This window comes from Streptomyces roseirectus (genome assembly GCF_014489635.1).
GTDB classification, from domain to species: domain Bacteria; phylum Actinomycetota; class Actinomycetes; order Streptomycetales; family Streptomycetaceae; genus Streptomyces; species Streptomyces roseirectus.
The window spans coordinates 8,382,001-8,404,589 of the sequence record NZ_CP060828.1; the positions used below are offsets into that span (position 1 = coordinate 8,382,001).

At 73.3% G+C, this 22,589-nt stretch carries 24 protein-coding genes; 13 read left to right on the forward strand and 11 right to left on the reverse strand.

The features are described from left to right. Positions 1 to 10 precede the first annotated feature (10 nt). Positions 11 to 475: a phage holin family protein gene (locus tag IAG44_RS36310; RefSeq protein WP_187751315.1), complete on the reverse strand. Its 465-nt coding sequence runs from the start codon at positions 473 to 475 to the stop codon at positions 11 to 13. Positions 476 to 914: 439 nt separating this feature from the next. Here IAG44_RS36310 and IAG44_RS36315 point away from each other — a divergent pair, with 439 nt between their 5' ends. The 6 genes from IAG44_RS36315 to IAG44_RS36340 all read left to right on the forward strand — a co-directional run bounded on the left by IAG44_RS36315 (position 915) and on the right by IAG44_RS36340 (position 6,001). Continuing rightward, the gene (locus tag IAG44_RS36315; RefSeq protein WP_187751316.1) at positions 915 to 1,475 is read left to right on the forward strand and encodes a hemerythrin domain-containing protein; all 561 of its coding nucleotides are present in this window, start codon (positions 915 to 917) and stop codon (positions 1,473 to 1,475) included. Between the two features lie 283 nt (positions 1,476 to 1,758). Further along, positions 1,759 to 2,124, forward strand: a complete 366-nt coding sequence (locus tag IAG44_RS36320; protein ID WP_187751317.1) for a 6-pyruvoyl trahydropterin synthase family protein — start codon at positions 1,759 to 1,761, stop codon at positions 2,122 to 2,124. A gap of 97 nt (positions 2,125 to 2,221) precedes the next feature. Continuing rightward, a complete protein-coding gene (locus tag IAG44_RS36325; RefSeq protein WP_223006882.1) occupies positions 2,222 to 2,890 on the forward strand; it encodes a 7-carboxy-7-deazaguanine synthase QueE in 669 nt (222 codons plus the stop codon). After that, positions 2,887 to 3,480 carry a GTP cyclohydrolase I gene (folE, locus tag IAG44_RS36330; protein ID WP_187751318.1) on the forward strand — a complete coding sequence of 198 codons (594 nt, stop codon included), beginning with the start codon at positions 2,887 to 2,889 and terminating at the stop codon, positions 3,478 to 3,480. Before IAG44_RS36325 ends, folE begins: the two co-directional genes overlap by 4 nt. A gap of 59 nt (positions 3,481 to 3,539) precedes the next feature. After that, entirely contained in the window at positions 3,540 to 4,748 is a 1,209-nt protein-coding gene (locus tag IAG44_RS36335) for a glycosyltransferase family 4 protein (RefSeq protein WP_187751319.1), read from the forward strand. Positions 4,749 to 4,750: 2 nt separating this feature from the next. Beyond that, positions 4,751 to 6,001 carry a glycosyltransferase gene (locus tag IAG44_RS36340; protein ID WP_187751320.1) on the forward strand — a complete coding sequence of 417 codons (1,251 nt, stop codon included), beginning with the start codon at positions 4,751 to 4,753 and terminating at the stop codon, positions 5,999 to 6,001. 51 nt (positions 6,002 to 6,052) lie between these two features. Here the strand turns inward: IAG44_RS36340 and IAG44_RS36345 are convergent, their stop codons facing one another. The 6 genes from IAG44_RS36345 to IAG44_RS36370 form a co-directional block, all read right to left on the reverse strand. Next, positions 6,053 to 6,832 carry an FkbM family methyltransferase gene (locus IAG44_RS36345; RefSeq protein WP_187751321.1) on the reverse strand — a complete coding sequence of 260 codons (780 nt, stop codon included), beginning with the start codon at positions 6,830 to 6,832 and terminating at the stop codon, positions 6,053 to 6,055. Continuing rightward, a complete protein-coding gene (gene queC / locus IAG44_RS36350; protein ID WP_187751322.1) occupies positions 6,829 to 7,581 on the reverse strand; it encodes a 7-cyano-7-deazaguanine synthase QueC in 753 nt (250 codons plus the stop codon). The genes IAG44_RS36345 and queC overlap by 4 nt, the downstream gene beginning before the upstream one ends. A gap of 218 nt (positions 7,582 to 7,799) precedes the next feature. Next, entirely contained in the window at positions 7,800 to 10,688 is a 2,889-nt protein-coding gene (locus IAG44_RS36355; protein ID WP_187751323.1) for a helix-turn-helix transcriptional regulator, read from the reverse strand. After that, on the reverse strand, positions 10,685 to 11,563 hold the full coding sequence (locus IAG44_RS36360; RefSeq protein ID WP_246562289.1) for a class I SAM-dependent methyltransferase: 879 nt from the start codon (positions 11,561 to 11,563) through the stop codon (positions 10,685 to 10,687). Before IAG44_RS36360 ends, IAG44_RS36355 begins: the two co-directional genes overlap by 4 nt. Positions 11,564 to 11,808: 245 nt before the next feature. Beyond that, on the reverse strand, positions 11,809 to 12,135 hold the full coding sequence (locus tag IAG44_RS36365) for a plasmid stabilization protein (RefSeq protein ID WP_187751324.1): 327 nt from the start codon (positions 12,133 to 12,135) through the stop codon (positions 11,809 to 11,811). Between the two features lie 36 nt (positions 12,136 to 12,171). Next, entirely contained in the window at positions 12,172 to 12,708 is a 537-nt protein-coding gene (locus tag IAG44_RS36370; protein ID WP_187751325.1) for a type 1 glutamine amidotransferase domain-containing protein, read from the reverse strand. 87 nt (positions 12,709 to 12,795) lie between these two features. Between IAG44_RS36370 and IAG44_RS36375 the strand changes: the two genes are divergently transcribed. Genes IAG44_RS36375 through IAG44_RS36390 form a run of 4 tightly spaced genes read left to right on the forward strand, consistent with a single transcriptional unit; the run spans position 12,796 to position 15,728 of the window. Next, entirely contained in the window at positions 12,796 to 13,020 is a 225-nt protein-coding gene (locus tag IAG44_RS36375) for a DUF6458 family protein (RefSeq protein ID WP_187751326.1), read from the forward strand. A gap of 8 nt (positions 13,021 to 13,028) precedes the next feature. Next, on the forward strand, positions 13,029 to 14,873 hold the full coding sequence (locus IAG44_RS36380) for a transketolase (protein ID WP_187751327.1): 1,845 nt from the start codon (positions 13,029 to 13,031) through the stop codon (positions 14,871 to 14,873). A gap of 11 nt (positions 14,874 to 14,884) precedes the next feature. Further along, a complete protein-coding gene (locus tag IAG44_RS36385) occupies positions 14,885 to 15,400 on the forward strand; it encodes a DUF6328 family protein (RefSeq protein ID WP_187751328.1) in 516 nt (171 codons plus the stop codon). Between the two features lie 55 nt (positions 15,401 to 15,455). After that, positions 15,456 to 15,728: a WhiB family transcriptional regulator gene (locus IAG44_RS36390; protein ID WP_246562293.1), complete on the forward strand. Its 273-nt coding sequence runs from the start codon at positions 15,456 to 15,458 to the stop codon at positions 15,726 to 15,728. 71 nt (positions 15,729 to 15,799) lie between these two features. Here the strand turns inward: IAG44_RS36390 and IAG44_RS36395 are convergent, their stop codons facing one another. Beyond that, complete coding sequence (locus IAG44_RS36395; RefSeq protein ID WP_187751329.1) at positions 15,800 to 17,893, reverse strand: catalase; 2,094 nt, start codon at positions 17,891 to 17,893, stop codon at positions 15,800 to 15,802. A gap of 181 nt (positions 17,894 to 18,074) precedes the next feature. Here IAG44_RS36395 and IAG44_RS36400 point away from each other — a divergent pair, with 181 nt between their 5' ends. Further along, positions 18,075 to 18,536: a VOC family protein gene (locus tag IAG44_RS36400; protein WP_187751330.1), complete on the forward strand. Its 462-nt coding sequence runs from the start codon at positions 18,075 to 18,077 to the stop codon at positions 18,534 to 18,536. 19 nt (positions 18,537 to 18,555) lie between these two features. On the opposite strand, the gene IAG44_RS36405 is transcribed toward IAG44_RS36400, so the two are convergent. Then, positions 18,556 to 18,963 carry a VOC family protein gene (locus IAG44_RS36405; protein ID WP_187751331.1) on the reverse strand — a complete coding sequence of 136 codons (408 nt, stop codon included), beginning with the start codon at positions 18,961 to 18,963 and terminating at the stop codon, positions 18,556 to 18,558. Positions 18,964 to 19,050: 87 nt separating this feature from the next. Further along, positions 19,051 to 20,493, reverse strand: coding sequence for an aldehyde dehydrogenase family protein (locus IAG44_RS36410; RefSeq protein ID WP_246562295.1), 1,443 nt, complete (start codon positions 20,491 to 20,493; stop codon positions 19,051 to 19,053). 58 nt (positions 20,494 to 20,551) lie between these two features. On the opposite strand from IAG44_RS36410, the gene IAG44_RS36415 reads away from it, so the two are divergent. Together IAG44_RS36415 and IAG44_RS36420 are read left to right on the forward strand one after the other, a co-directional pair. Further along, positions 20,552 to 21,007, forward strand: coding sequence for a DUF1569 domain-containing protein (locus IAG44_RS36415; protein WP_246562297.1), 456 nt, complete (start codon positions 20,552 to 20,554; stop codon positions 21,005 to 21,007). Beyond that, positions 20,994 to 21,644 carry a TetR/AcrR family transcriptional regulator gene (locus tag IAG44_RS36420; protein ID WP_187751333.1) on the forward strand — a complete coding sequence of 217 codons (651 nt, stop codon included), beginning with the start codon at positions 20,994 to 20,996 and terminating at the stop codon, positions 21,642 to 21,644. The genes IAG44_RS36415 and IAG44_RS36420 overlap by 14 nt, the downstream gene beginning before the upstream one ends. On the opposite strand, the gene IAG44_RS36425 is transcribed toward IAG44_RS36420, so the two are convergent. Beyond that, on the reverse strand, positions 21,611 to 22,453 hold the full coding sequence (locus IAG44_RS36425; protein WP_187751334.1) for an SDR family NAD(P)-dependent oxidoreductase: 843 nt from the start codon (positions 22,451 to 22,453) through the stop codon (positions 21,611 to 21,613). The two genes, IAG44_RS36420 and IAG44_RS36425, sit on opposite strands and share 34 nt — an antisense overlap. Positions 22,454 to 22,589: the final 136 nt, after the last annotated feature.

The window sequence follows — 22,589 nt, forward strand, 5'->3', positions numbered from 1 at the left end:
TCGGCCTCGGTCAGATCGGGCGTTGCCGGGGGTCCGGGGTGCTCTCCGGCTGGGGGGTCGTCATCGGAGGGGACGGGGGGTAGGGGATGCCGGGGCCGCCGGTCGGCATGGGTCCGCGCAGGGCGTCTTCGCGGGCGCGGTTGCGGAGTTCGGCCTCGGCTTCGGGGGTGGGGCCGGTCGGGTGGTGGGGGCGGGCCGCGCCGCGCAGCAGGTAGGCGGTGATGCCGAGGACCGCGGACGTGATCAGCGCGGCGGCCCACGCGGGGAGCCCGGCGTCGAGGGCGAGGCCGAGGGCGAACGCGAGGGCGCCGCCCGCGTACAGGGCGACCGCGCCCGACGCGGCGTACAGCGTGGCCCTGCGGCGCTGCCTGCGGGTCTGCTCGCGAAGTTCCTCGCGGATCGTCTCGCGGGCGACCTCCGTCAGCTCCTCGACCAGGTGCTTGTCGAGATGTTCGAGATGGTCCATGCGCTTCATGGCCGCCGGGTACCCAGAGGGCCGACGTCGAACCCCCGCCGGAGGGCCGGCGCCGGGCGAGCCGGCGAGACCGACGAGCAGGGACGCCCGACGGCTGCCCCATCCGTCCGTTCGCCCGCCCGAAGCCGCCGACCTGCGGTGTCGTCCCACGCCGGGTGAGCCGACGACCGGCTGCGCCGCCCGTGGGGTGCACGGGGGCACGAGCGGCACGTCCGTCCCCGGGGACACGGCCGTCGTCGGCACGTCGGCCCGGCCGTCGCCCTCTCCGAGCGAGGCCCGCCCTCCCGGCCACGGAGTGGCTCTCGGCCGTGCCGTCGTCCGGCCGGTTTGCCGCAGGGCGGCCGGGATACCCGGCGGGCGTCCGCGGCACGTGATGGGCACGCCGGACGGAGCGGGCAGGCCCCACGTGTCGGTCACGTCGTACGAAGGAGGAGCGGCCATGGGCCACGGCGGAGACGTCATCGCCGAGCTGACCACCGACCACCGCGAGGTGGAAGAGCTGTTCGCCCGTATCGAGGCGCTGCCGCCGGGGGACGCGCGGCGCCGGGAACTCACCGACGCGGCCGTGCGGGAACTCGTCCGGCACTCGGTCGCCGAGGAGATGTACCTGTACCCGGCGGTCCGCTCGGCCCTGCCCGACGGCGACCGGGTCGCCGACAAGGAGATCGCCGACCACTCGGGCGCCGAGCGCACGATGAAGGACCTCGAATCGCTGGACGCAGGCGTGCCCGAGTTCGACCGCCTGGTCCGCGAACTCATCGCCGAGGTCCGCGCGCACATCCGGGACGAGGAGGACACCCTCTTCCCCCGCCTCCGGGAGAGCACCACCCCCGACGACCTCGCCAAACTCGGCGAACAGGTCCGCCGCGCCAAGAGCATCGCCCCCACCCGCCCCCACCCCTCGTCCCCCTCCACACCCCCGGCCAACAAACTCCTCGCCCCCGGCGCCGGCATGGTCGACCGCCTGCGGGACGCCCTGACGGGCCGGGGCAAGGACTGAGGTCACACCAGCATCAGCAGGGGACACGGCCGGGCACCGAACCGACCCCACATCGCGACGCCCTCAGGGCCGTACAGAGCGCATCTGTACGGCCCTGAGGGCGTCGGCGCGCCCGACGGACACGCGCGAACGGGCCCGGCACCGGCAGCCCCGAACCGTCCGGCACCCGTGCGACCCCAGCCCACCTGGGGCAACCCTTCGGTTCGCTGCCCGAAGTCTCTCGGTACCTGCCCGTGATGTGCTGCCCGGCCGGTTGGTCCAGCCTGAGGGCAGGAGGTGAGCGATGACCTACTGCATCAGCAAGGAGTTCCACTTCTCGGCGAGCCATCAGCTCGACGGGTTGCCTGGTGACCACCCCTGCGGACGGCTGCACGGGCACAACTACGTGGTGTCGATGGAGCTCTCCGCACTCACGGACGAACTGGACGACGTCGGTTTCGTGCGCGACTACGGAGACCTGAGGGATTTCAAGGTCTGGCTGGACGACGAGGTGGACCACCAGCACCTCAACAAGGTCGTCGGGGACCGCAACCCGACCGCCGAGAACCTCGCGCGCTGGCTGTTCGAGCGATGGCGCGGACGCTACCCGGAACTGGTGGCGGTCCGGGTGGCGGAGACCCCCAAGACATGGGCGGAGTACCGCAGGTGACCGCACGCGACGCCAGCCCGTCGACGCGGACAGGGGGTGGTGCCGTCGTGGAACCGAAGCTCGTCGTGAACGAGATCTTCGGCCCGACTTGAGGGCCGTGCAGGGAGAAGGGCCCTCACTGGGCCGGCGCTGCGCCTTCGTCCGGCTCGGCGGCTGCAACCTGGGCTGTTCGTGGTGCGACACGCCGTACACCTGGGACTGGACCGGCAGTGGCGACTCCGGGAGGGCGTGGGACCCCCGCGCGGAGCTGCACGCGATGCCGTGGCAGGAGGTCGCCGGACTGCTGCGGGCCTTCGCGGCGGAGCTGATCGTGGTGTCCGGCGGGGAGCCGCTGAACCAGCAGCGCCGCCTGGTGCCGCTGCTGCGCGACCTGACCGGGCACGGACACCTGGTGGAGATCGAGACGAACGGCACGGTGGTGCCCGCCCCCGAAGTGGCGGCGCTGGTCCGCTTCAACGTGTCCCCCAAGCTCGCCCACTCCGGTGAGCCGCGGGCACGGCGCATCGTGCCGGAGGCGCTGGCCGCGCTGGCGGCGCTGCCGGGCACGGCGTTCAAGTTCGTCTGCCGGGGTCCCGGGGACCTGGACGAGGTCGCGGAGATCACGGCGCACCTCGGCGGCGCTCCTGTGTGGATCATGCCCGCGGCGCGGTCGCGGGCAGAGCTGGACCGCAATCTCGCCGCGCTCGGCGACGCTGTGGTGGCCCGTGGATGGAATCTGACAACTCGGCTGCACATCTCGGTGTGGGGTGACCGGAGGGGTACATGACGACGACGCACGACGAACGCACCGGCACGGCGAACGAGCCGGAACAGACCCGCGACCCGTTGGAGGACATCGCACGACAACTGCTGGTGGAGATCGGTGAGAACCCGGACCGTGACGGCCTGAAGGAGACACCGGCCCGGTTCGCCCGCTGGTGGCGGGAGTTCAGCCAGTACGACGCCGGCAACACCAGCACCAGCTTCCCGATCTCCACCAGCGGTCAGATGGTCATGGTGGGAGACATCCGGCTGTGGTCGCTGTGCGAGCACCATCTGCTGCCGTTCAACTGTTCGGTCACCATCGCCTACCGGCCGCTGGGCGACGTCCTCGGCCTGTCCAAGTTCGCCCGCATCGCGCATCGCCACGCGCACCGGCTCCAGGTGCAGGAGCGGCTTGTACAGGACATCGCCGACGAGGTCGGCGCGGTGACCGGTTCACCGGACGTCGCGGTGGTCGCCCAGGGCGAGCACCTGTGCATGAGCATGCGCGGGATCCGGACCCCGGCCCGGATGACCTCCTCGGTCTTCCGGGGAGTCTTCGAGGAGTACGGCCCGGTCCGCCAGGAACTGATCGCCATCGCCTTCCCCGGCTGAGCGCGGGGGCCGCCGGTGACACTCCGCCGGACGGCCCCCGCCCTCGTGAGGAGTCCCAGATGAACGTCGCCTTCGTCCTGCTGACCTACGCCCCCGACGAACCCGCAGGAGTCGAACGGGCCGTCGACTCGCTCGCGGACGGCCTGCGCGCGGCCGGCCACGACGCACTGATCATCGCGGCCGGACCGGCCCACCCCGGGGACGGCCCCCACGTGGTCCGGCTCGACTCGGTCACCCTTCCCCGCCCGCTGCTCTTCGACGACCTGCCCCAGCTCTTCGAGCACTCCGCGCCGGTGCGCCGCGAGGTGCTGGACATCCTCGGCCGGTTCGAGGCCGACGTCGTGTGCTGGGCCGACGCCGTGGTGGGCCTCGGCTTCCTCAACCCCGCACCGCCCGGCGCGCGCACCGCGCTCATGGTGCACTTCCTGCGCGTGGACGACCACATGCGGCGCGCCCTGGCACACCGTCCCGACGTGGTCCTCCCGGTCAGCCCGTTCATGATCGACGAGGCGGTGCGCGCCGGACTCGACACCACCGACTGGCGTGCGCTGCCCAACGCCCTGCCCGGCGGGCGGGCCGGGCACGGCACCGTGCCGGACGCCGCGGAACGTGAACGGCTGCGCCGGACCGGCCCGGTGCGGATCGTCACCCGCGCCGACCCGTCCAAGGGCATCACGGAACTGCTGGACGCCTGCCCCCGCGACCTCGGCAGGCCGGTCCAGATCGTCATCGCCGAGGCGGGATTCGAGCTGTGGCCGGGCATGCAGGCCGACATGATCGAGGCCGCCCGGTCACGGGCCGCGGCCCTGCCGGACGTCGAGGTGCTGCCCGCGATCCCCTGGCAGGAGGTGCAGCCCTTCCTGGCCGGGGCCGCCCTCACGCTGGTGCCCTCCACGAGCCCGGAGACCTTCGGCAACGTCGCCGCGGAGTCCCTGTCGGCCGGCACGCCGGTGGTCGGCTACGGCTTCGGCCACCTGCCGGTGCTGGTCGGCGGGGCGGGACGGCTGGTGGACCTCGACGTGGTGCACGGCTTCGGCCACCTGCCGGCGCTGACCGGCAGCACGCTGCGGACCAACGACTTCACCGCCGGCGCCGGCCGTCTCTGGCAGGCCGCCACCGACCTGCTGGCCGACCCGGACGCCTACCGGGCCGCCGCGCGGCAGGCGCTGCGCCAGGTGGCGCCGCTGTCGCCCGAGGCCGTGGCCGCCGAGTTCCTGCGGCTCACGGCCGGCGCACCGGCACCCGCTCGCGCACCGGGCGGGGAGTAGACATGGCGGCGCGCCCCTCGGCCACCGTCGTCATACCGACCTACAACCGCGCGGAACTGCTGCGGGGCACCCTGACGGCGCTGGCCGCGAACCGGCCGCCCGACGAGGGCCCCTTCGAGGTGGTGGTGGCCGACGACGGATCGACCGACCACACACGGGAGGTGGTCCGGGAGTCCGGCGACCGGCTGACGGTGCGCCACGTCTTCCAGGAGGACCGGGGCTTCCGGGCCGCCGCCGCGCGCAACGCCGGTGCCCGGCCGGCCTCGGCACCGGTGCTGGTCTTCCTCGACGCGGGAGTGCGGCCCGGTCCCGACTTCGTCCGCGCCCACCTGGCCGCCCACGCCCGCGGGCGCCGCGCGGTGATCGGCTACACCCACGGCTACCGGCCGGACCTGAGCCCGCCGGACGTCCTCGCCGCCGCCCGGCGGGACCTCGCCCCCGCCGAGGCGGTGCGCCGGCACGGCGACGCGGACGCGCTGCGCGACGTCCGGCAGCCGGTGTTCGAACGGTTCGGGTACGACCTGGCGGACGCGCTGGTGCCGTGGCAGTGGTTCTGGTCCGTCAACTGCTCGGTGAACACCTCGGACTTCCGGGCCGCCGGCGGCTTCGACGAGGACTTCCGCAGCTGGGGCGGCGAGGACCTCGACCTCGGCTACCGGCTGCACCGGGGCGGCACCGCCTTCACGGTCAGCCGGGCGGCCTGGGCGCTGGACACCCCGCACGAGCGGTCCACGGGCGCCGACCTGGCCAGCAACGCGGCCAACATCGGGATGCTCGCCGACAAGCACCCCGAACCGGTGACGGAGCTGCTGTGGGCCTTCTTCGCCCGGCCCGCCGACCGGTTCGAGATCCGCCACGAGTGGAACGTCGAGGACGAGTACCGCCTCGTCCTGGCGGCCGCCGAGCAGGCGCGCGGCACCGACGTACGCGCCGAACTCGCCCCGCTGCGCGAGGTCGCCGGCGATCAGCGGGTCGTCGTCCTGGGCTGCGGCGCCGAGCCGCCCACCGGCCTCGCCGCCGGCGTCCGGCTGTTCGACTTCGACGGCCGGCTCGCGGGGCTCTCCGGCCCGGGGGGACGGGTGGGGCACGCTCTCGGGGTCCGGCTGCCCTTCGCCGACGGTTCGGTGGACCGGATCCTGGTCACCTCCCGGCTGTCGGGTCTGTGGGAGCGCTGGCAGGCGCACATCCTGGCGGAAGGACGCCGGCTGGGGGCCCAGGTGGACGTCCCCTTCCTGAGCCGGACCGTCCGGTAGCCGGTTCGGGTGGGCGTGGTGCCCGGCGACACGCGTCGCCGGGCACCACGCTCAGGCGGCCCGGGGTACCGCGCGGACCGCGTGGACGAGATACGTGCGGATGTCGGCCGGGATGAGCGGAGCGGGACGCGCGGTGGCGGTCAGGCCCCGCAGCTCCAGCAGCGCGAGGACCGCGTCGAGCCGGCCGTCCAGGTCCTGCACCTCCAGCACGATCTGGCCGATGAGCGGCCAGTGGGCGGCGTCGATGCCTTGCAGCACGTCGAGTTCGGCGCCCTCCACGTCGATCTTCAGCAGCGCGACCGGCTCACCGCCGGACAGGAAGGCGGACAGGCGCTCCACGCGCACCGGGACCCGGGTGCCGGTGTAGTGCCGGCGGACGTAGTCCGGTGAGCCCTCGCGGGACAGGACGTCGATCTGGAGTTCCTTCTGCTCGGGATAGCGGGTGGAGTTGCCGGGTGCCCTCGGGTAGTAGACGAAGGGCACGGACTCCTCCGTCCGGGCGCCGAGCGCGCACTCCCGCACCGTCACCGTCTCCGCCATGCCGTGCAGGGCGAGATTGCGGCGCAGCGCGGCCAATGTGTGCGGCATGGGCTCGAAGGCGAGGATCCGTGCCGTGGGGGCGGCCCGGTGCACGAAGTAGCTGAAGAGGCCGATGTTGGCGCCGACGTCCAGGACGAGCGCGTCGGCCGGCAGCCGCACGTCGTCGTAGCAGCCCTCCTGGAACATCTCCGCGTACTGCCAGCGGGCCTCGGCCTCGTGGGGGACCCAGAACCAGGTGCCGGCGGCCAGCTCGACCTTGTGCGGACCGGTGCCGGCGGCGACGGCGCTCACCGGGCCGCCGGCGGGGCGAAGAGGGTGGTGTCGTCCAGGTAGCGCGTGGGGTCGGGGACCTTGGCCTCCCGGAACGCCTCACGGCGCTCGTAGCAGGTGCCGCAGGTGCCGCAGTGGGCCTCGCCGCCCTTGTAGCAGGACCAGCTGAGCTCCAGCGGCGCGCCGAGCCGCGTGCCGTGCCCGGCGATCTGTCCCTTGGTCCAGGTCATGAAGGGCGCCTCCACGCGTGGCGTCGGGAAGCCCTCGTTGGCGACGGTGACCAGCTCCCGCAGCGCGGTCAGGAAGACCGGGCGGCAGTCGGGGTAGATGAAGTGGTCCCCGGCGTGCATGCCGAGCGCGACGGTCCCGGCCCGGCGGGCGACCGCCACGGACACGGCGGCATTGGCGAGGACCGCGTTGCGGTTCGGCACCACCGTGGCCCGCATGGACTGCTCGGCGTAGTGGCCGTCGGGGACGTCGACACCTCCGTCGGTGAGCGCGGAACCGCTCAGGAGCGCGCCGAGTCCGGTGAGGTCGAGGACATGGTGGGCGGCGCCGTAGTGCGCGGCGACCCGGCGGGCCGACTCGATCTCCTTCCGGTGGCGCTGGCCGTAGTCGACGGTGAGTGCCACCAGCCGGTGCCGCAGCGCCGTGTAGTGGGCCATCAAGGTGGTGGAGTCCATGCCGCCGGACAGGACGACGAGGGTGAGGAAGGGGTCCGGCGCGTCCTTGCCGTCGCCGGCGTCCGGCGTGGCGGGGTCTGCGGTCATCGTGTGCCTCTCTCTGGCCGGTCACGGGAGTCGGGCGGACCGGTGCGGCATCCGGCGGACGGGGGGAACCGTTCCGCCGGACCGGGGCGCCGGTCAGTGCCTCGCGTCCTGCGAGTCTGTGCCGGGCCCCTGCCCCGGCACATCACGGCCGGGTCCGAAGGCGGTGCCCCCGCCCACCGAAGGAAGACAGGCACCGGCCACGTCGCCGGGCGGCCGGCCTAGGTCCGACGAGCGTCGGGGGCGCTGGTGAGCAGGGTCCACAGGCCGGGGGCGCGGAACAGGCCGGGAAAGCCGTCGCGCCCGGAGATGGCGAGCTTGCGGTAGGCGCTGGAGAGGTGAAGTTCGACGGTGCGGCGGGTGATGGTCCGCTTCTGGGAGATACGCCTGTTGGTCAGGCCGCGCATGGCGTCCACCAGGATCTCGCGCTCGCGCGGGGTGAGCGAGAGCACTCCGCCCAGCGAGGCGTGCAGAGCCGTGTCGCCGTTGAGGACCAGGATGCGCTGGCCGGCGCGGAGCGCGAGTTCTCCGGCGCCGCAGCGCTCGGCCAGTTCCACCGCGCGCGTGAGCGCGTCCACCGACTCTCTCCGGCGCCCCTGCCGTGCGTCGAGGTCGGCCAGGTCCGTGAGGGCCGCGGCGAGGTCCAGCGGAGCGTGGTCCGGCGTCAATACCGTGACGGCCTCGCGCAGCAGCGCCTCGGCGCCGTGGGCGTCGACCCGCGCCGCGGCGCGCAGGGCACGGCCCAGTTCGAAGGCGGAGCCACTGGCACGGGCGAACCGGAGCTGCTGCTCGGCCAGGGTACGGGCCTCGACGACGGCACCGATCTGGTCGAGGAGTTCGACGCCGTGCGCGCGCCACAGGCTCGTTCCGGTGCGGCGCAGGCCGTCCGCGCGAGCACGGCGCCGCAGTTCCCCGAGGTCGCGTGCGGCGTCCGGCAGCGCGCCGAGTCCTACGGCGCACCGGGCGCGGGCCAGCAGCAGATCCTGATGCCGGTGCCCCGCGGGCAGGCGGCCGAGCCAGCCGCCGTCGCGCAGCAGGTTCTGAGCCTTGTCGAGTTCTCCCCGGCCGACCAGGACGTTGGCGAGCATGCCCGCCGTGTCGGCGCGCAGGGCGGGAGCGCCGTCCGGGCCGTCGAGGACGGTGAGGGCCGCGGTGAGTGATCGGCAGGCGGCGTCGAGGTCGCCCTGGACGCACGCTATCTGCCCGGCGACGTACAGCAGTTCCGCCCGCCCGCCGTAGGGCGCGGCGGCGGACGCCTCCGCCGGGGTGCCCGCGATCCGGTTCAGGTGGGAGGCGGCCTCGGCGGGGTGGCCGCTGTCGGTGAGCACGGTCAGCGCGGCGGTGAACGCCGTCGGACACACGTCGGACCAGCGGCCGCCGCGGGCGAGAGCGGCGCGGGCGCGGTCGACCGAGTGACGCGGGCTGTCGTCGACGAGGTACTCGTAGTAGGCGGCGACGGCCTCCACGACGGTCTGCAAGGGTCCGCCGCCATGCGGGTCGGCAGGAGCGTCGCTCGCGCGGCGACGCGCCAGGCCGGCGTCGGGCCGCAGATGCGCGGGCAGGCCGCGCAAGAGGTGCGACGCCTCGGCCGGTGGCACCTTGTCGAGCCGGAGGGCCAGCCGGTGCACCCGGGGCCAGTCCTCGAACACGGTGTGGTGCAGCGCCGAGGCGACCGCGTCGAGGACGGCGGTGCCGGTGGTGGCGGCGCCGGGCGCCGAGAGCACGCGCCCGAGACGGGCAAGCAGGGCGCTGCGGGTCGCATCCTCCCTGGCGCAGCTGAGCAGAGCGGCCAGAGCGTGCGGGCCGCCGTCGGCATCGTGGTTCATGCGGAGGTCGGCGAGCGCGAGGATGGCCCGGTGCCGCTCGTCGCCGGCGGCGCTGCCCGCGACGATCTCCAGGTAGCGGCGGGCGGTGCCGTCGTGGCCCGCCTGCCGCGCGGCGCCGGCCGCGCGCAGCATCACGTCGGCCGACCAGTTCTCGTGGTGGGGCACGGTGGAGGCGCTGAGGTGATCGGCCACCTGTTGCGCGGGCGCGTGACGCTCGTGCAGATAAGCGGCGGCGGAGAGACTGACGGCGTTGCGGGCCAGTCGTGTCATGGAGCCGAGCAAGGCGTGCGCGACCAGGGGATGCCGCAGCGCCGGCTCGTCGCCGTCCGTGATCAACCCGGCGCGTGCCAGCACGTCGAGCCCTTCCAGGGTCTCCACCAGGCCGAGCCCGCTGAGGTGCGCGATCAGAGCGGGATCGGCGCCACCGGAGTTCCCGGCCACCGCGACGGTCTCGGCGAGGCGCACCGCGTGCGTGTGCTGCCGTGCGGCCCGTCCGACGAACAGGTCGCCGGCGGCCGGGAGGACCACGGAGTCCAGCTCGTCGGGGCCAGGCCGGGGGGACGCGTCGCGCAGATGAGCCGCGAGCGCGGCCAGCAGATAGGGGTTTCCCGCGGTCAGCCGATGGCACGCGGCGGTGAGACGGCTGCCGGGGCGCCCGGCGAGAAGCGGCCGAAGCAGCTCACCGGTCTCCCGGGGCGTCAGCCCCTCCAGCGTCAGCCGCCGCGCGCCCAGCGTCAGCTCCCGGTACGTGTCAGGGGCCGACGGCGCTTCTCCCGCCCGCTCGGTGAGCAGCACGAGCAGCGGCAGCCGCACGGACTCCGCCATGACGCGCAGCACCCGCTGAAGGCGGACGGCACCGGCGCAGTTGGCGTCGTCCACCATGAGGACCGCCGGCTCCCTGCCGCGCAGCGCCGCCACCAGGGCACCCTTCGGCCCGACCGGGACGGGTGCGTGCGGGTCCCCGGCGACGCCGATCAGGCTCGTCCCCCTGCCGGTGAGCGAGGACCCGGCCACCAGGGCCGGTGAGTGGAAACAGCCGGCCGGCACACGGGGTCCGCGCTCGGCCCGCGTCTGGTCGGCCGACTCCATCACGGGGACACCGCGGGCCCGGCATCCGCTGAGGAAAGCGCCCAGCAGCGCGGTGCGTCCGATGCCGGTCTCCCCTGAGACCACACACCGCACCATGCCTTCCTCGACGGTGTCGTCAAGGGCCCGGTACAGCGCCTGAAGCACGTCATGACGGCCGACGAACGCCTTTTTCCCGGTGATGACCGTTCGAATCATACGGCCACCAGGACAATGCCCTGGTCTCCTATGGCGTAGGGCCGGAGAGCGAAGTGCCGGTGAAGTGCCGGCCGCAGCGCCTCCCGCATTTCGGCCGCGCGCGGATGACCCTCGTACCAGAAATCCGTCAAGAGGGCGGCAGCGGCGGTAATGCGCTCCTCCAGGTCGGGCTCGGAGAAGTGCAGCGCGGCTTCGGTGCGGTGCAGCGAAATGTCGGTGAAGCCGAGTCCGCTCAGCGTGCGGACGGCGTCGGCGAGCAGATGGCCCTGATGGTCGTGCGGCTCCCCGGCGAGCGGGACGCACACCTCGTTGAGGAGACTGACGAGCTCGTTGTCCGGGGCCCCGCCGATCAGCACGACACGGCCGCCGGGCGCGCTCCGGTCACAGACCCGGGCCATCTCCCTGACCGCGCGGTCGGGATCCTCCGCGTAGGGCAGCACCCAGCAGGCCAGCACCGCGTCGAAGGACGCGTCCGGGAAGGGCAGGGCCTCGGCGTGCCCGGGTAAGACCTCGATCCCGCCGGTGCGCGGCACGTCCGGGGCCTGAGCGGAGCCGTCGGGGGCCTGAAGCACCTCGACGCGGCGGGCGTGCGGCTCCACCGTGACGCAGCGCTCGACCCGGGCCGCGACCGCGCGGGTGAGTTCACCGGTGCCGCCGCCGACGTCCAGCACCCGGCGGCTGGTGGCGACGGCGGCGAGGACCGCGGAGACCTCCTCGCGGCGTTCCAGACGCTCGACGAAGTTGAGCCACCCGTGGTGGCTGAGCCGGTGCGGACCGCGGTAACGGGAGGGCCTGCGGTCCAGCGGGCCGAAGAACGGATGGGCGGCAAAGTCCGTTGCCGGGAGAGCGACCGCGGCGGATTTCAGCGTGTCCACAAGCCTCGTCTTTCTGGAATCGGTCGGTTAAAACCGTGAGGTAAACCGCACGAGGGCGATCTGGATTTACCTGGAAGAAAGGGGGAGGCCCACCATTAGATGCCGCCGGAATGCCGGAGTCCAGAGGGCCCTTCGAGACTTGACTAAAAAGGAGTGAGCGAATTGCTGGACAGATCACGTGTGGGCAGATCAGGGCAGGAGGTGCGAAACGATTATGGCCGGAAACGCTCGCACCCCCCGCGCCCCTACTTCCCCAACGCCCGTGCCAGTTCCGCCTTGTTCATCCCCGACCGCCCCTCGATCCCCCGCTTGCGGGCCTCCTCGTAGAGCTGGTCGCGGGTCGGGCCCTGGGAGCCCTTGTGCGAGCGTTTGCCGCCGCGCTGGGAGGCCGACTTGGGGTCGCGGACGGATGTACGGCTCGCGGACTTGGACTCGCCGGACCGCGCGCGCTCCTTGTTGACCGTGCGGGCGGCGATCTCCGAGGCGCGGGAGTCGGACTCGCCGCGCTTCTTGGCGGACTCCTTGACGTGCTCGTACTGGCGTTCCCGTTTGGAGTTCGAGCCTCGTGGCATGGTGTGCCTCCAGAGTTCGGAGCGGTTCGGAATCGTTCAGACCTTCGCGAAGACCTCGGTGAACGTGTGTGTGAAGTCGGGCAGATCGTCCGGCTTGCGGCTGGTGATCAGCAGGTTGGGCCCGTGGTCGCAGACCTGGACGGGGACGTCGACCCAGCGCCCCCCGGCGTTGGTGATGTCGGTGCGCAGACTGGGCCAGGACGTGAGGACACGCCCGTCCACGACCCCCGCCTCCACCAGCACCCACGGCGCGTGACAGATCGCCGCGACCGGCTTCCCGGCGTCGAAGAACGCGCGGACGAACGCGACGGCGTCCGCGTCGAGCCGCAGCGCGTCGGGGTTGGCGACGCCACCCGGCAGGACGAGCGCTCCGTACTCACCAGGGTCCGCCTCGGCGACCGTCCCGTCCACCGGGAACGTGTCGCCCCGGTCGAGGTGGCGGAACGCCTGGAGCGACCCCGGCGAGGTGGACAGCAGCGACGGCCGGTCCCCGGTCGCGAGGACCGCCTGCCACGGCTCGGTCAGCTCGATCTGCTCGGTGCCCTCGGGCGCGGCCAGGAAAGCGATGTTCACGTGGATCCACTCCTCGGTGTCGGTGGCCGCACGGCGGGTACCCGGGGCTGATCCGGTGATGCGTGCCGGAGGGAAGGAGCACGGCTCATGGGACTGGGAGGGTGTCTCGCCCTGATCGCCGTAGGAGCGATCCTCACGTTCGCCACGGACTGGGAGGTGCAGGGAGCCAACCTCGACCTGATCGGGGTGATCCTCATGGCGGTCGGCCTGATCGGCACGGTCACCTTCGCGAGCATCGCGCGCCGCAGGCGGGTGATCGTCCCGCCGTCCACCCCTGTCGTCGACCAGCGCGAAACCCGCCCGTACGAGTGAGGACCACCATGCGGTACGACGAACTGGCCGAGCTGGGACAGCAGTTGAGGGTGGACGCGGTACGCGCCGCGCAGGCGGCCGGCTCCGGCCACCCGACCTCGTCGATGTCGGCGGCGGACCTCGGCGCGGTCCTGCTGGCCCACCACCTGCGCTACGACTTCGCCCGCCCCGCCCACCCGGGCAACGACCGGCTGATCCTCTCCAAGGGCCACGCCTCACCCCTGCTGTACGCCCTGTACCGGGCGGCCGGCGTGGTCGACGAGGAGGAACTGCTCACCTTCCGCCGCCAGGGCAGCCGGCTCGAGGGCCACCCCACGCCCCGGCTGCCCTGGGTGGACGTGGCGACCGGCTCGCTCGGCCAGGGCCTGCCCGTCGGCGTCGGCATGGCCCTCGCCGGGAAACGGCTCGACCGGCTGCCGTACCGGGTGTGGGTGCTGTGCGGGGACAGCGAACTGGCGGAGGGCTCGGTGTGGGAGGCCGTTGAGCACGCCGGGCACGAACACCTCGACAACCTCACGATGATCGTCGACGTCAACCGGCTGGGCCAGCGCGGTCCGACCCGCCTCGGCTGGGACCTCGACACGTACGCGGCCCGCCTCGCGGCCTTCGGCTGGCACACGGTCACCGTCGACGGCCACGACGTCGCCGCCGTCGACGCCGCCTACCGGGAGGCGACGACGGCCCGCCGCCGGCCGACGGCGGTGCTGGCCCGCACCCGCAAGGGCCGGGGCGTCGCCGCCGTCGAGGACGCGGAGGGCCGGCACGGCAAGCCGCTGCCCGACGCCGAGCGCGCGATCGAGGAACTGGGCGGGGTCCGCTCCGTCCAGGTCGGTGTCGCCCTGCCGGTCGGCAGCCGGCCCGAGGAGACCCCCAAGGCGGCCCAAGTGGACTGGCCCCGCTACGAGTTGGGGGAGGAGGTCGCCACCCGGGCCGCGTTCGGCGACGCCCTCGCCGCCCTCGGCTCCGAACGCGACGACGTCGTCGTCCTCGACGGGGAGGTCGGCGACTCGACGAAGGCCGGGGTCTTCCAGGAGGCCCACCCCGACCGGTACTTCGAGTGCTACATCGCCGAACAGCAGCTCGTCGCCGCCGCCGTGGGGATGCGGGCGCGCGGCCACACCCCGTTCGCCGCGACGTTCGCCGCGTTCCTCACGCGGGCGCACGACTTCGTCCGCATGGCCGCCGTCAGCGGGCTCGGCGTCCAGCTGTGCGGCTCGCACGCCGGGGTCGCCATCGGGGAGGACGGGCCCTCGCAGATGGGCCTCGAAGACCTCGCGATGATGCGCGCCGTCCACGGCTCGACCGTCCTGCACCCCTGCGACGCCCACCAGACGGCGTACCTCGTGAGGACCATGGCGGACCTCCCCGGTATCGGATACCTGCGTACCTGCCGCGCCCCGATGCCGGTCCTGTACGGGCCCGGCGAGCAGTTCCCGGTCGGCGGCTGCAAGACGCTGCGCTCCGGGCCCGACGACAAGGTCACCGTGATCGGCGCGGGCACCACCGTCCACGAGGCGCTGCGCGCCGCCGACTCCCTCGCGGTCGCCGGGATCGCCGTCCGTGTCATCGACCTGTACTCCGTGAAACCCGTCGACGAGGTCGCGCTGCGGACGGCGGCCGAGGAGACCGGCTGCCTGCTCACCGTCGAGGACCACCGGCCCGAGGGCGGGCTCGGCGACGCCGTGGCCGCCGTCTTCGCCGACGGCCGCCCCCAGCCCAGGCTGGTCCGGCTCGCGGTGCGGACGATGCCCGGTTCGGCGACGCTGAAGGAACAGCTGCGGACGGCAGGGATCGACGCCGAGGCCATCGCGGCGGCCGTGATGCTGCTGACGGAACGGGCCGTCACGCCGTGAAGGAGGCCGGGGTGGACAGCGAGACGAAGGACGTGACGAACGACTGGGGGCGCCGGGAGACCCCGGAGGAGCGGGCCGACCGCCGCTGGAACGACCTGCTCCAGGAGGTGCGGGTCGCCCTCACCGGCGTCCAGGTCCTCTTCGCGTTCCTGCTGGCGGTCGTCTTCCAGCCCCGGTTCGCGGACGTCTCCGACACCGACCGGGCGTTGTACGTCGTCACGGTCGTTCTCGCGGCGGGCAGCACCGGCGCGCTGATCGGGCCCGTCGCGCTCCACCGCATCCTCACCGGCCGCCGGGTCAAACCGCAGACCGTGGACTGGGCGGCCCGGCTCACCGTCATCGGCCTGTTCCTGCTGCTCGGGACGATGACGACGGCGCTGCTGCTCGTCCTGCGCGCGGTCACCGACGACACGCTCGCCGCCTGGCTGACGGTGCCGGTGGTCGGCTGGCTCGCGGTGTGCTGGCTGCTGCTGCCGCTGTGGGCGCGGGTGAGGACGAACGGAAATGGCAGGCAGGCGAGACCGTGACCGTCCGTACGCGATCGGCACTGTTCGGCACCATCGGTTAAGGAGGACCGATCCCATGAGGGCCAAGCCCGGAGCACGGTACGTCGAGACCGGCGGGCACCATCGGATGGACTGGCAGCGCGACGCCGCCTGCGCGGACACCGACGACCCTGACCTGTTCTTCCCGATCAGCCTCAACGGGCCGGGCGCCCGCCAGGTGGAACGGGCCCGAGCGGTGTGCCGACGCTGCCCGGTCGCGGTGAGGTGCGCGGAGTGGGCGCGCGAGACGCATCAGCGGTCGGGGGTGTGGGGCGGGGTGTCGGTAGAACCGGAGAACTACGGGAGGTAGCCCCTGAGGGGTACGAGGTGAGATGAGGGGCGGGCCCGTGCAGAACGGGCCCGCCCCTCGGTGTGTACGGGTTAGTACCGAACCGGCGGCCGCTGCGGATGCCGGTGCGCGGCCAGCGCCCGCGTGAACGCCTCGACGAACTCCGCACGGGCCGGCCCCGCCGCCGCGTCGCTCACCACGCCCCGGTCGGCGACCGCACCGCTCGTCGGCGTCGCCAGCCGCACCGTGTCCGGGACGACGGCCGACAGCACGCCGACGCCGGAGCCGAGCGCGGCGAGCGGCTTGCCGTGCCGGTAGGCGTCGCGGGCGAAGCGGATCACGTCCGGATCGGTGATCAGATCGGGCGTGCCGACGGGCCCGCCCGGCAGCAGCACCGCGTCGTACAGCACCGACGCCACCGTGGGCAGCGCGCGGTCCACCGGATACGGCCCCTCGGACGTCGTGTCCAGGCTCCCCGCCTCCGGCGCGATCACCTCGACGACGGCGCCCCGCGCGGCCAACGCCTCGCGCACGGACGTGAGGTGACGGCCGTCCACCCCGTCGTGCGCGAGCACCGCGACCGTCCGGGTGCGCACCGAGCCGTCGCCCGGCAGCGCCTCGATGCTCAGCGCGGGGGAGACGGCCCCGAACTCCGGCCCCTTCTCGGCGGGTTCGGGCACGCCGATGCCCCGGGCGACGCGCTGGGCGAGGTCCAGGTCGACGTGCGCCAGCTCCGCCACCGTCCGCGTGCGCACCTGCATCGCGGTGACCTTGCCCAGTTCGAAGCGGAACGCGGCGACGATGTGCTCGCGCTCCCAGTCGCTCATGCTGTGCCAGAACAGCGCGGCCTGGCTGTAGTGGTCGGTGAAACTCACCGCGCGCGTACGGGTCTTGGGGCCGTGCACCTGCTGGGGGTGGTGCATGCGGGGGCCCGAGACGTCGGGGTGGCCGCCGCCCAGCGAGCTCGGGAAGTAGTTGGCGCCCCGGTGGATGCGGCCTTGGTGGAAGCCGTCGCGCTGGTTCGTGCGGACGGGCGCGACGGGCCGGTTCACGGGGAGCTGGGAGAAGTTGGGGCCGCCGAGCCGCAGCAACTGGGTGTCCAGGTAGGAGAAGTTGCGGGCCTGGAGCAGCGGGTCGTCGGTGAAGTCGATGCCGGGTACGAGGTTCGCGGTGTGGAAGGCGACCTGTTCGGTCTCGGCGAAGAAACTCTCCGGGTTGCGGTCCAGGACCATCCGGCCGATCGGGCGGATCGGCACCAGCTCCTCCGGGATCAGCTTCGTCGCGTCCAGCAGGTCGAAGTCGAACGCGAACTCGTCCTCCTCCGGTACGAGTTGGACGCCCAGCTCCCACTCCGGGTACTCGCCGGCGGCGATCGCCTCCCACAGGTCGCGCCGGTTGAAGTCGGGGTCGCGGCCCTGGCACTCCTGCGCCTCGTCCCACACCAGCGAGTGCACCCCGAGCTTCGGCTTCCAGTGGAACTTCACGAACGTGGCCCGCCCTGCGGCGTCCACGAACCGGAAGGTGTGCACGCCGAAGCCCTGCATCATGCGGTAGCTGCGCGGGATCGCCCGGTCCGACATCAGCCACATGATCGCGTGCAGTGTCTCCGGCTGGAGCGAGACGAAGTCCCACAGCGTGTCGTGCGCGGAGGCGCCGGTGGGGATGTCGGTGTCCGGCTCCGGCTTCAACGCGTGCACGAAATCGGGGAACTTGATGCCGTCCTGGATGAAGAAGACCGGGAAGTTGTTGCCGACCAGGTCGTAATTCCCCTCCGACGTATAGAACTTGACCGCGAAGCCACGGACGTCCCGGACGGTGTCGGCGGAGCCCTTGGGGCCCTGCACCGTGGAGAACCGCACGAACACCGGGGTGCGCACCGAGGGGTCCTGGAGGAACGCGGCGCGGGTGAACTCCGCGCAGGACTCGTACGGTTCGAACCAGCCGTAGGCGCCCGCGCCGCGCGCGTGCACGACCCGCTCGGGGATGCGTTCGTGGTCGAAGTGGGTCAGCTTCTCCCGGAAGTGGAAGTCCTCCAGGAGCGTCGGGCCGCGCTCGCCGGCCGTGAGGGAGTCGTCGGTGCGGTCGACGTCGACGCCCTGGTCGGTGGTGAGGGGGCCGGTGGCCGGGTCGTCGGCGGTGGACTCCTCGCGCTGCTGCTTGCGGTCTTCGTGATCCAGGGGTGGCATGAGCCGTCCTCCTTGCCGTGGTGGTCGTCGCGGCTCCGGAGTACCCCTTCTGTCCGACTCCATACAGTGACGGCCGGACAGCGACGGCCGGGCGTGTCGGCCCCCACTAGGACAGAATCTGACCTACTCCGGTGTCACAGTGACCGCACAGCCGAACCCCCGCACCGAACGGAGCGTCCCTTTGAGCCGCCACGTCCAGATCACCTTCGACGCCCACGACCCCCGCGCCCTCGCGGACTTCTGGCGCGAAGCCCTCGGCTACATCACCCCCGCCCCGCCCGGCGTCGAACTCCCCGACGGCGCCGACGTGTGGGCCGCGTGGCACACGTTCCTCGCCCGGGTCGGCGTCCCGGAGGCGGAACGCGAGTCCAAGGCCGCCATCGAGGATCCCGACGGCCACGGCCCCCGCGTCTTCTTCCAGCGCGTCCCGGAGGGCAAGACCGCCAAGAACCGCGTCCACCTCGACGTCCGCGCGGCCCCCGGCCTCCAGGGCGACGCCCGCATGGCCGCCCTGGAGGCCGAGTGCGCCCGTCTGACCGCCCTCGGCGCGACCCTCCTGCGCCGCGATCCCGGCCGGCCTCCGCTGAGCGGCGGCTTCCTGGTCATGGCGGACCCGGAGGGCAACGAGTTCTGCCTCGACTGACAGGGCGGCCAGGCGCGCCTCAGCCCGCGATATTGACCATCCACGGCACGCCGAAGCGGTCCGTGCACATGCCGAAGACGTCGCCCCACATCTGCTTGTCGAGGGGGACGGAGACGGTGCCGCCGGCGGAGAGCTGTTCCCAGTAGCCGCGCAGCTCGGCCTCGTCGTCACCGCTGAGGCTGATCGAGTAGCGGTGCTCGGCGGGCTGGGGCATGCCGGGCGGGGTGTCGGCGCCCATCAGGGTGAAGCCGGCGGGGGTCTCCAGCATGCCGTGCATGACCTTGTCGGCGAAGTCCGGGCCGACGTCCTGGTTGAAGGCGCCGTAGGTGTTCAGCGTCAGGGTGCCGCCGAAGACCTGCTCGTAGAACTCCATCGCCTGCCGGGCCTCGCCGGTGAACGTGAGGTAGGGGTTGAGCCGAGAAGCCATGGGACCCTCCAAGGAGTGCGGTTGCTCGCACCGTAACGCGGCCCACTGACAACGGCCCGTCGGCGAGGGACCGCCGGGGCGCGGACGTCACACCAGCCGGCGCAGGATCCGCTCCTTGACCTGGGTGAACGGCGGGTACGCCACCCGCAGCGGGTCGAGCAGGAGCGGCTTGTCCAGCACGGCCTTCGTGTGGCTGAACGTGTCGACGGAGTGGGCCCCGTGATAGCGCCCGACCCCGCTCTCCCCGACCCCGCCGAACGGCAGCCCGGGGACGGTGACATGGGCGTTGGGGACGCCGAACGCCAGCGCGCCCGACGACGTCTCGGCCTCGAGCCGCCGCTTGGACCGCGCGGACCCGACGAACGCGTACACCGCGAGCGGCTTGTCGCGCCCGGTGATGAAGGAGATCGCGGCGTCGAGATCGGGCACGCGCACGATCGGCAGCACCGGCCCGAAGATCTCCTCGCGCATGACGGCCGACTCGGGGGAGACGTCGGCGAGGACGGTCGGCGCGATGAACCGCGCCGCCCTGTCGTGCTCCCCGCCCACCACGGTCCGCCCGTCCCCGAGCAGCCCGGTGAGCCGGTCGAAGTGCCGCTCGTTGACGATCCGCCCGTAGTCCGCGCTCTCGGCGGGCCGCTCCCCGTACATCTCCCGCACGGCCGCCGCGAGATGCCCCTCGATCTCGTCCGCCGCGTCCCCGACCGCGAGGACGTAGTCGGGGGCCACACAGGTCTGCCCGGCGTTCATGAATTTGCCCCAGGCGATCCGGCGCGCGGCGGTCGCGAGGTCGGCGCCGGGCTCGACGACGGCCGGCGACTTGCCGCCCAGCTCCAGGGTGACCGGCGTGAGATGACGGGCGGCGGCGGTCATGACGATCCGCCCGACCGCGCCGTTGCCGGTGTAGAAGACGTGGTCGAACCGCTGCTCCAGGAGCGCGGTCGTCTCCGGCACCCCGCCCTCGACGACGGCCACCGCCTCGGGGTCCAGCACGCGCGGCAGCCGGCGCGCGAGCAGCGCCGAGGTCGCCGGGGCCAGCTCGCTGGGCTTGACGACCGCGCAGTTGCCCGCCGCGAGCGCGCCGACGAGCGGCCCCAGGGCCAGCTGGAGCGGGTAGTTCCAGGGGCTGATGATCAGCACCGTCCCCAGCGGCTCGCGCACGGTCCGCGCGCGGGCGGGGGCCAGCGACAGGGGGACGCCGACGCGGCGCGGGCGCATCCAGCGGTTCAGGTGGCGCAGCGTGTGGTCGATCTCGTTGACGACGAAGCCGAGTTCGGTGAGGTACGACTCCAGGGGGCTCTTGCCGAGGTCGGCGTGGAGGGCGTCCGAGATCTCGCTCTGGTGGTCGACCAGGAACGCGCGCAGGGCGCGGAGCTGCGCCCTGCGCCAGGCGGCGGGGCGGGTGCGGCCGGTGGCGAAGACGGTGTGCAGACGGGCGACGGTCGCGGCGGCGTCGGAGGCGGCGTCCGGTGCGTCGGGCGCGTCGGGTGCGGGGTCGGCGTCGGGCGTGGGCTGGGTGTCGAGGCGCATGGAGCCAGGATATACAAAACGAAATTGTTTCGTTTCGCATGTGTGTATCCTCGTCCCTGTGACCCCATCCCTCGCAGCCCTCACCGACAGCCTCCTGGAACAGCTCGACCGCCCCGAGAGCGACCTGCTGGAACGCGACGCCGTCTGGAACCTCTCCCAGACCCTCCAGCACTGCACCCAGACCGTCCGCTACTCGGTCACCGGCTACCCCCGCCTCAAGCCGGCCCTGTTCCGCGCCACCGCAGGCGCGCTCGCGAAGAAGGTCTTCCTGAGCCGGGGCGCCATGAAGCACTCCCTCGCCGCCGAGATCGACGGCGCGCCGCCCCTGCGCGCCGGCCTCCCGGTCGCCGAGGCCGCCGCCGACCTCGTCTCCGCAGTCGCCCTCTTCACCGAGCACACCGGCCCGCACGCCCCGCACCCCGCGTACGGCACGTGCACCCACGACGAGTACGCGCGCCTGCACGCCTTCCACCTCGCCGAGCACCTGCCGGGCCTGACCGGTGTCCGGCACTGAGTCCCCGGCGGTCGCCGTCCGCCGGGGCCGCCCCCGCGACGCCGCCCGCGACCGCGCGCTCCTCGCGGCGACCCTCGCGGTCCTCGCCGAGAGCGGGTACGGCGGGCTGACCACCGCCGCCGTCGCCGCCCGCGCCGGCGTCTCCACCGCCACGCTCTACCGCCGCTGGTCCTCCAAGGAAGCCCTCGTCCTCGCGGCGTCCGCCGCCTTCGCCGCCGACCTCGAACAGCGCCCCGACACCGGTACCCTCGAAGGCGACCTCCGCATCCTGCTGCGCGACAAGGCCGCCGGCCTCACCGGCGAGAGCGGCCGCCTCATGCGCGCGCTCATCGGCGAGGCCGCCCACAACGTCGCCCTCGCCGAGGCCCTGACCGCCGCGCTGATCGACCCCGTCCGCGACCGCGTCGCCGAGGCGGTACGGCGCGCTGTCGCCCGGGGCGAGATCGCCCCCCTCCCGGACGTCGACCTCGTCGCCGACCTCGTCATCGGCCCGATGGTGAGCCGCTTCCTGCTCACCGCGCACCCCTCGGACACGCAGGACACGCAGGACGCGCGCGGGACGGCGGACCGCCTGCTGCCGTTCGTGCTGCGGGCGGTGGGAGGTCAGGACGCGAGCGGCGACGGCGGCTTCGCGTAGCCCGCGAGACCGCCGTCCGGGACGGAGAGCCCGCCGTCGACGATCAGGGCGTGGCCGGTCACGTACGAGGCGGCCGGGGAGGCGAGGAAGAGGACCGAGCCGGTGATCTCCTCGACGCTCGCCCAACGGCCCATCGGGACGTGCGCCATCAGCCACTCCGAGACCGGGGCGACCTCGCTCGCGAACGCCGTCATGTCGGTCAGTGTCCAGCCGGGGCACACCGCGTTGACCCGGATGCCCTGCCGCGCCCAGCCCACGGCGAGGCTCTTGGCGAGGGACACCTGGGCCGCCTTCGTCGCCGCGTACGAGTCGAGGAGCGGGGCGCCGAGGACGGCCGCCGTGGACGACATGAGGATCAGGCTGGCCCGCGACGACTCGGCGAGGTGGGGGTGGGCGGCCCGGCACAGCGCGCCCGTGGCGTCGAGGTTGACGGACATGACCGTGTCCCACGCCGCCTCGGGCAGCTCCTGGAGCGGCGCCAGCAGCATGCCGCCGTCCGCGTCCGCCGGGGTCACCCCGGCGTTGTGCACGACGACGTCCAGCCCCCCGAGCGCCTGTGCGGCGGCGTCCACGAGCCGCGCCGTGACCCCGGCCTCGCCCAGGTCCCCGGCCAGCGCCACCGCCTTGCGCCCCCGCTCCTCGACGTCCCGCACGGTCTCCTCCAGCGCGCCCAGGGTCCGCGCGGTCACGACGACGTCGCACCCCGCTTCGGCCAGCGACACGGCGACCGCCTTGCCGATGCCCCGCGAGGCACCGGTGACGAGAGCGCGGGCACCGTCGAGACGGAACAGGTCGAGGGAGGTGGCCATGGGGGGTCCTCTCGGAAAGGGGGGAGACCTGGGGGGGACGGGTACTACGGGGGAACGGTGGACCCGGCCGCCACTCATGCCCCGGTGGACGGCGTGCCGGGCCGTCGCGCGCGCCGGTGATGCGCACTGCGAGCGA

Coding starts and splice junctions, on each gene's coding strand:
- IAG44_RS36310 (WP_187751315.1), bottom strand. CDS start 475: ATGAAGCGCATGGACCATCTCGAACATCTCGACAAGCACCTGGTCGAG.
- IAG44_RS36315 (WP_187751316.1), top strand. CDS start 915: ATGGGCCACGGCGGAGACGTCATCGCCGAGCTGACCACCGACCACCGC.
- IAG44_RS36320 (WP_187751317.1), top strand. CDS start 1,759: ATGACCTACTGCATCAGCAAGGAGTTCCACTTCTCGGCGAGCCATCAG.
- folE (WP_187751318.1), top strand. CDS start 2,887: ATGACGACGACGCACGACGAACGCACCGGCACGGCGAACGAGCCGGAA.
- IAG44_RS36335 (WP_187751319.1), top strand. CDS start 3,540: ATGAACGTCGCCTTCGTCCTGCTGACCTACGCCCCCGACGAACCCGCA.
- IAG44_RS36340 (WP_187751320.1), top strand. CDS start 4,751: ATGGCGGCGCGCCCCTCGGCCACCGTCGTCATACCGACCTACAACCGC.
- queC (WP_187751322.1), bottom strand. CDS start 7,581: ATGACCGCAGACCCCGCCACGCCGGACGCCGGCGACGGCAAGGACGCG.
- IAG44_RS36355 (WP_187751323.1), bottom strand. CDS start 10,688: ATGATTCGAACGGTCATCACCGGGAAAAAGGCGTTCGTCGGCCGTCAT.
- IAG44_RS36365 (WP_187751324.1), bottom strand. CDS start 12,135: ATGCCACGAGGCTCGAACTCCAAACGGGAACGCCAGTACGAGCACGTC.
- IAG44_RS36375 (WP_187751326.1), top strand. CDS start 12,796: ATGGGACTGGGAGGGTGTCTCGCCCTGATCGCCGTAGGAGCGATCCTC.
- IAG44_RS36380 (WP_187751327.1), top strand. CDS start 13,029: ATGCGGTACGACGAACTGGCCGAGCTGGGACAGCAGTTGAGGGTGGAC.
- IAG44_RS36390 (WP_246562293.1), top strand. CDS start 15,456: ATGAGGGCCAAGCCCGGAGCACGGTACGTCGAGACCGGCGGGCACCAT.
- IAG44_RS36395 (WP_187751329.1), bottom strand. CDS start 17,893: ATGCCACCCCTGGATCACGAAGACCGCAAGCAGCAGCGCGAGGAGTCC.
- IAG44_RS36405 (WP_187751331.1), bottom strand. CDS start 18,963: ATGGCTTCTCGGCTCAACCCCTACCTCACGTTCACCGGCGAGGCCCGG.
- IAG44_RS36410 (WP_246562295.1), bottom strand. CDS start 20,493: ATGCGCCTCGACACCCAGCCCACGCCCGACGCCGACCCCGCACCCGAC.
- IAG44_RS36425 (WP_187751334.1), bottom strand. CDS start 22,453: ATGGCCACCTCCCTCGACCTGTTCCGTCTCGACGGTGCCCGCGCTCTC.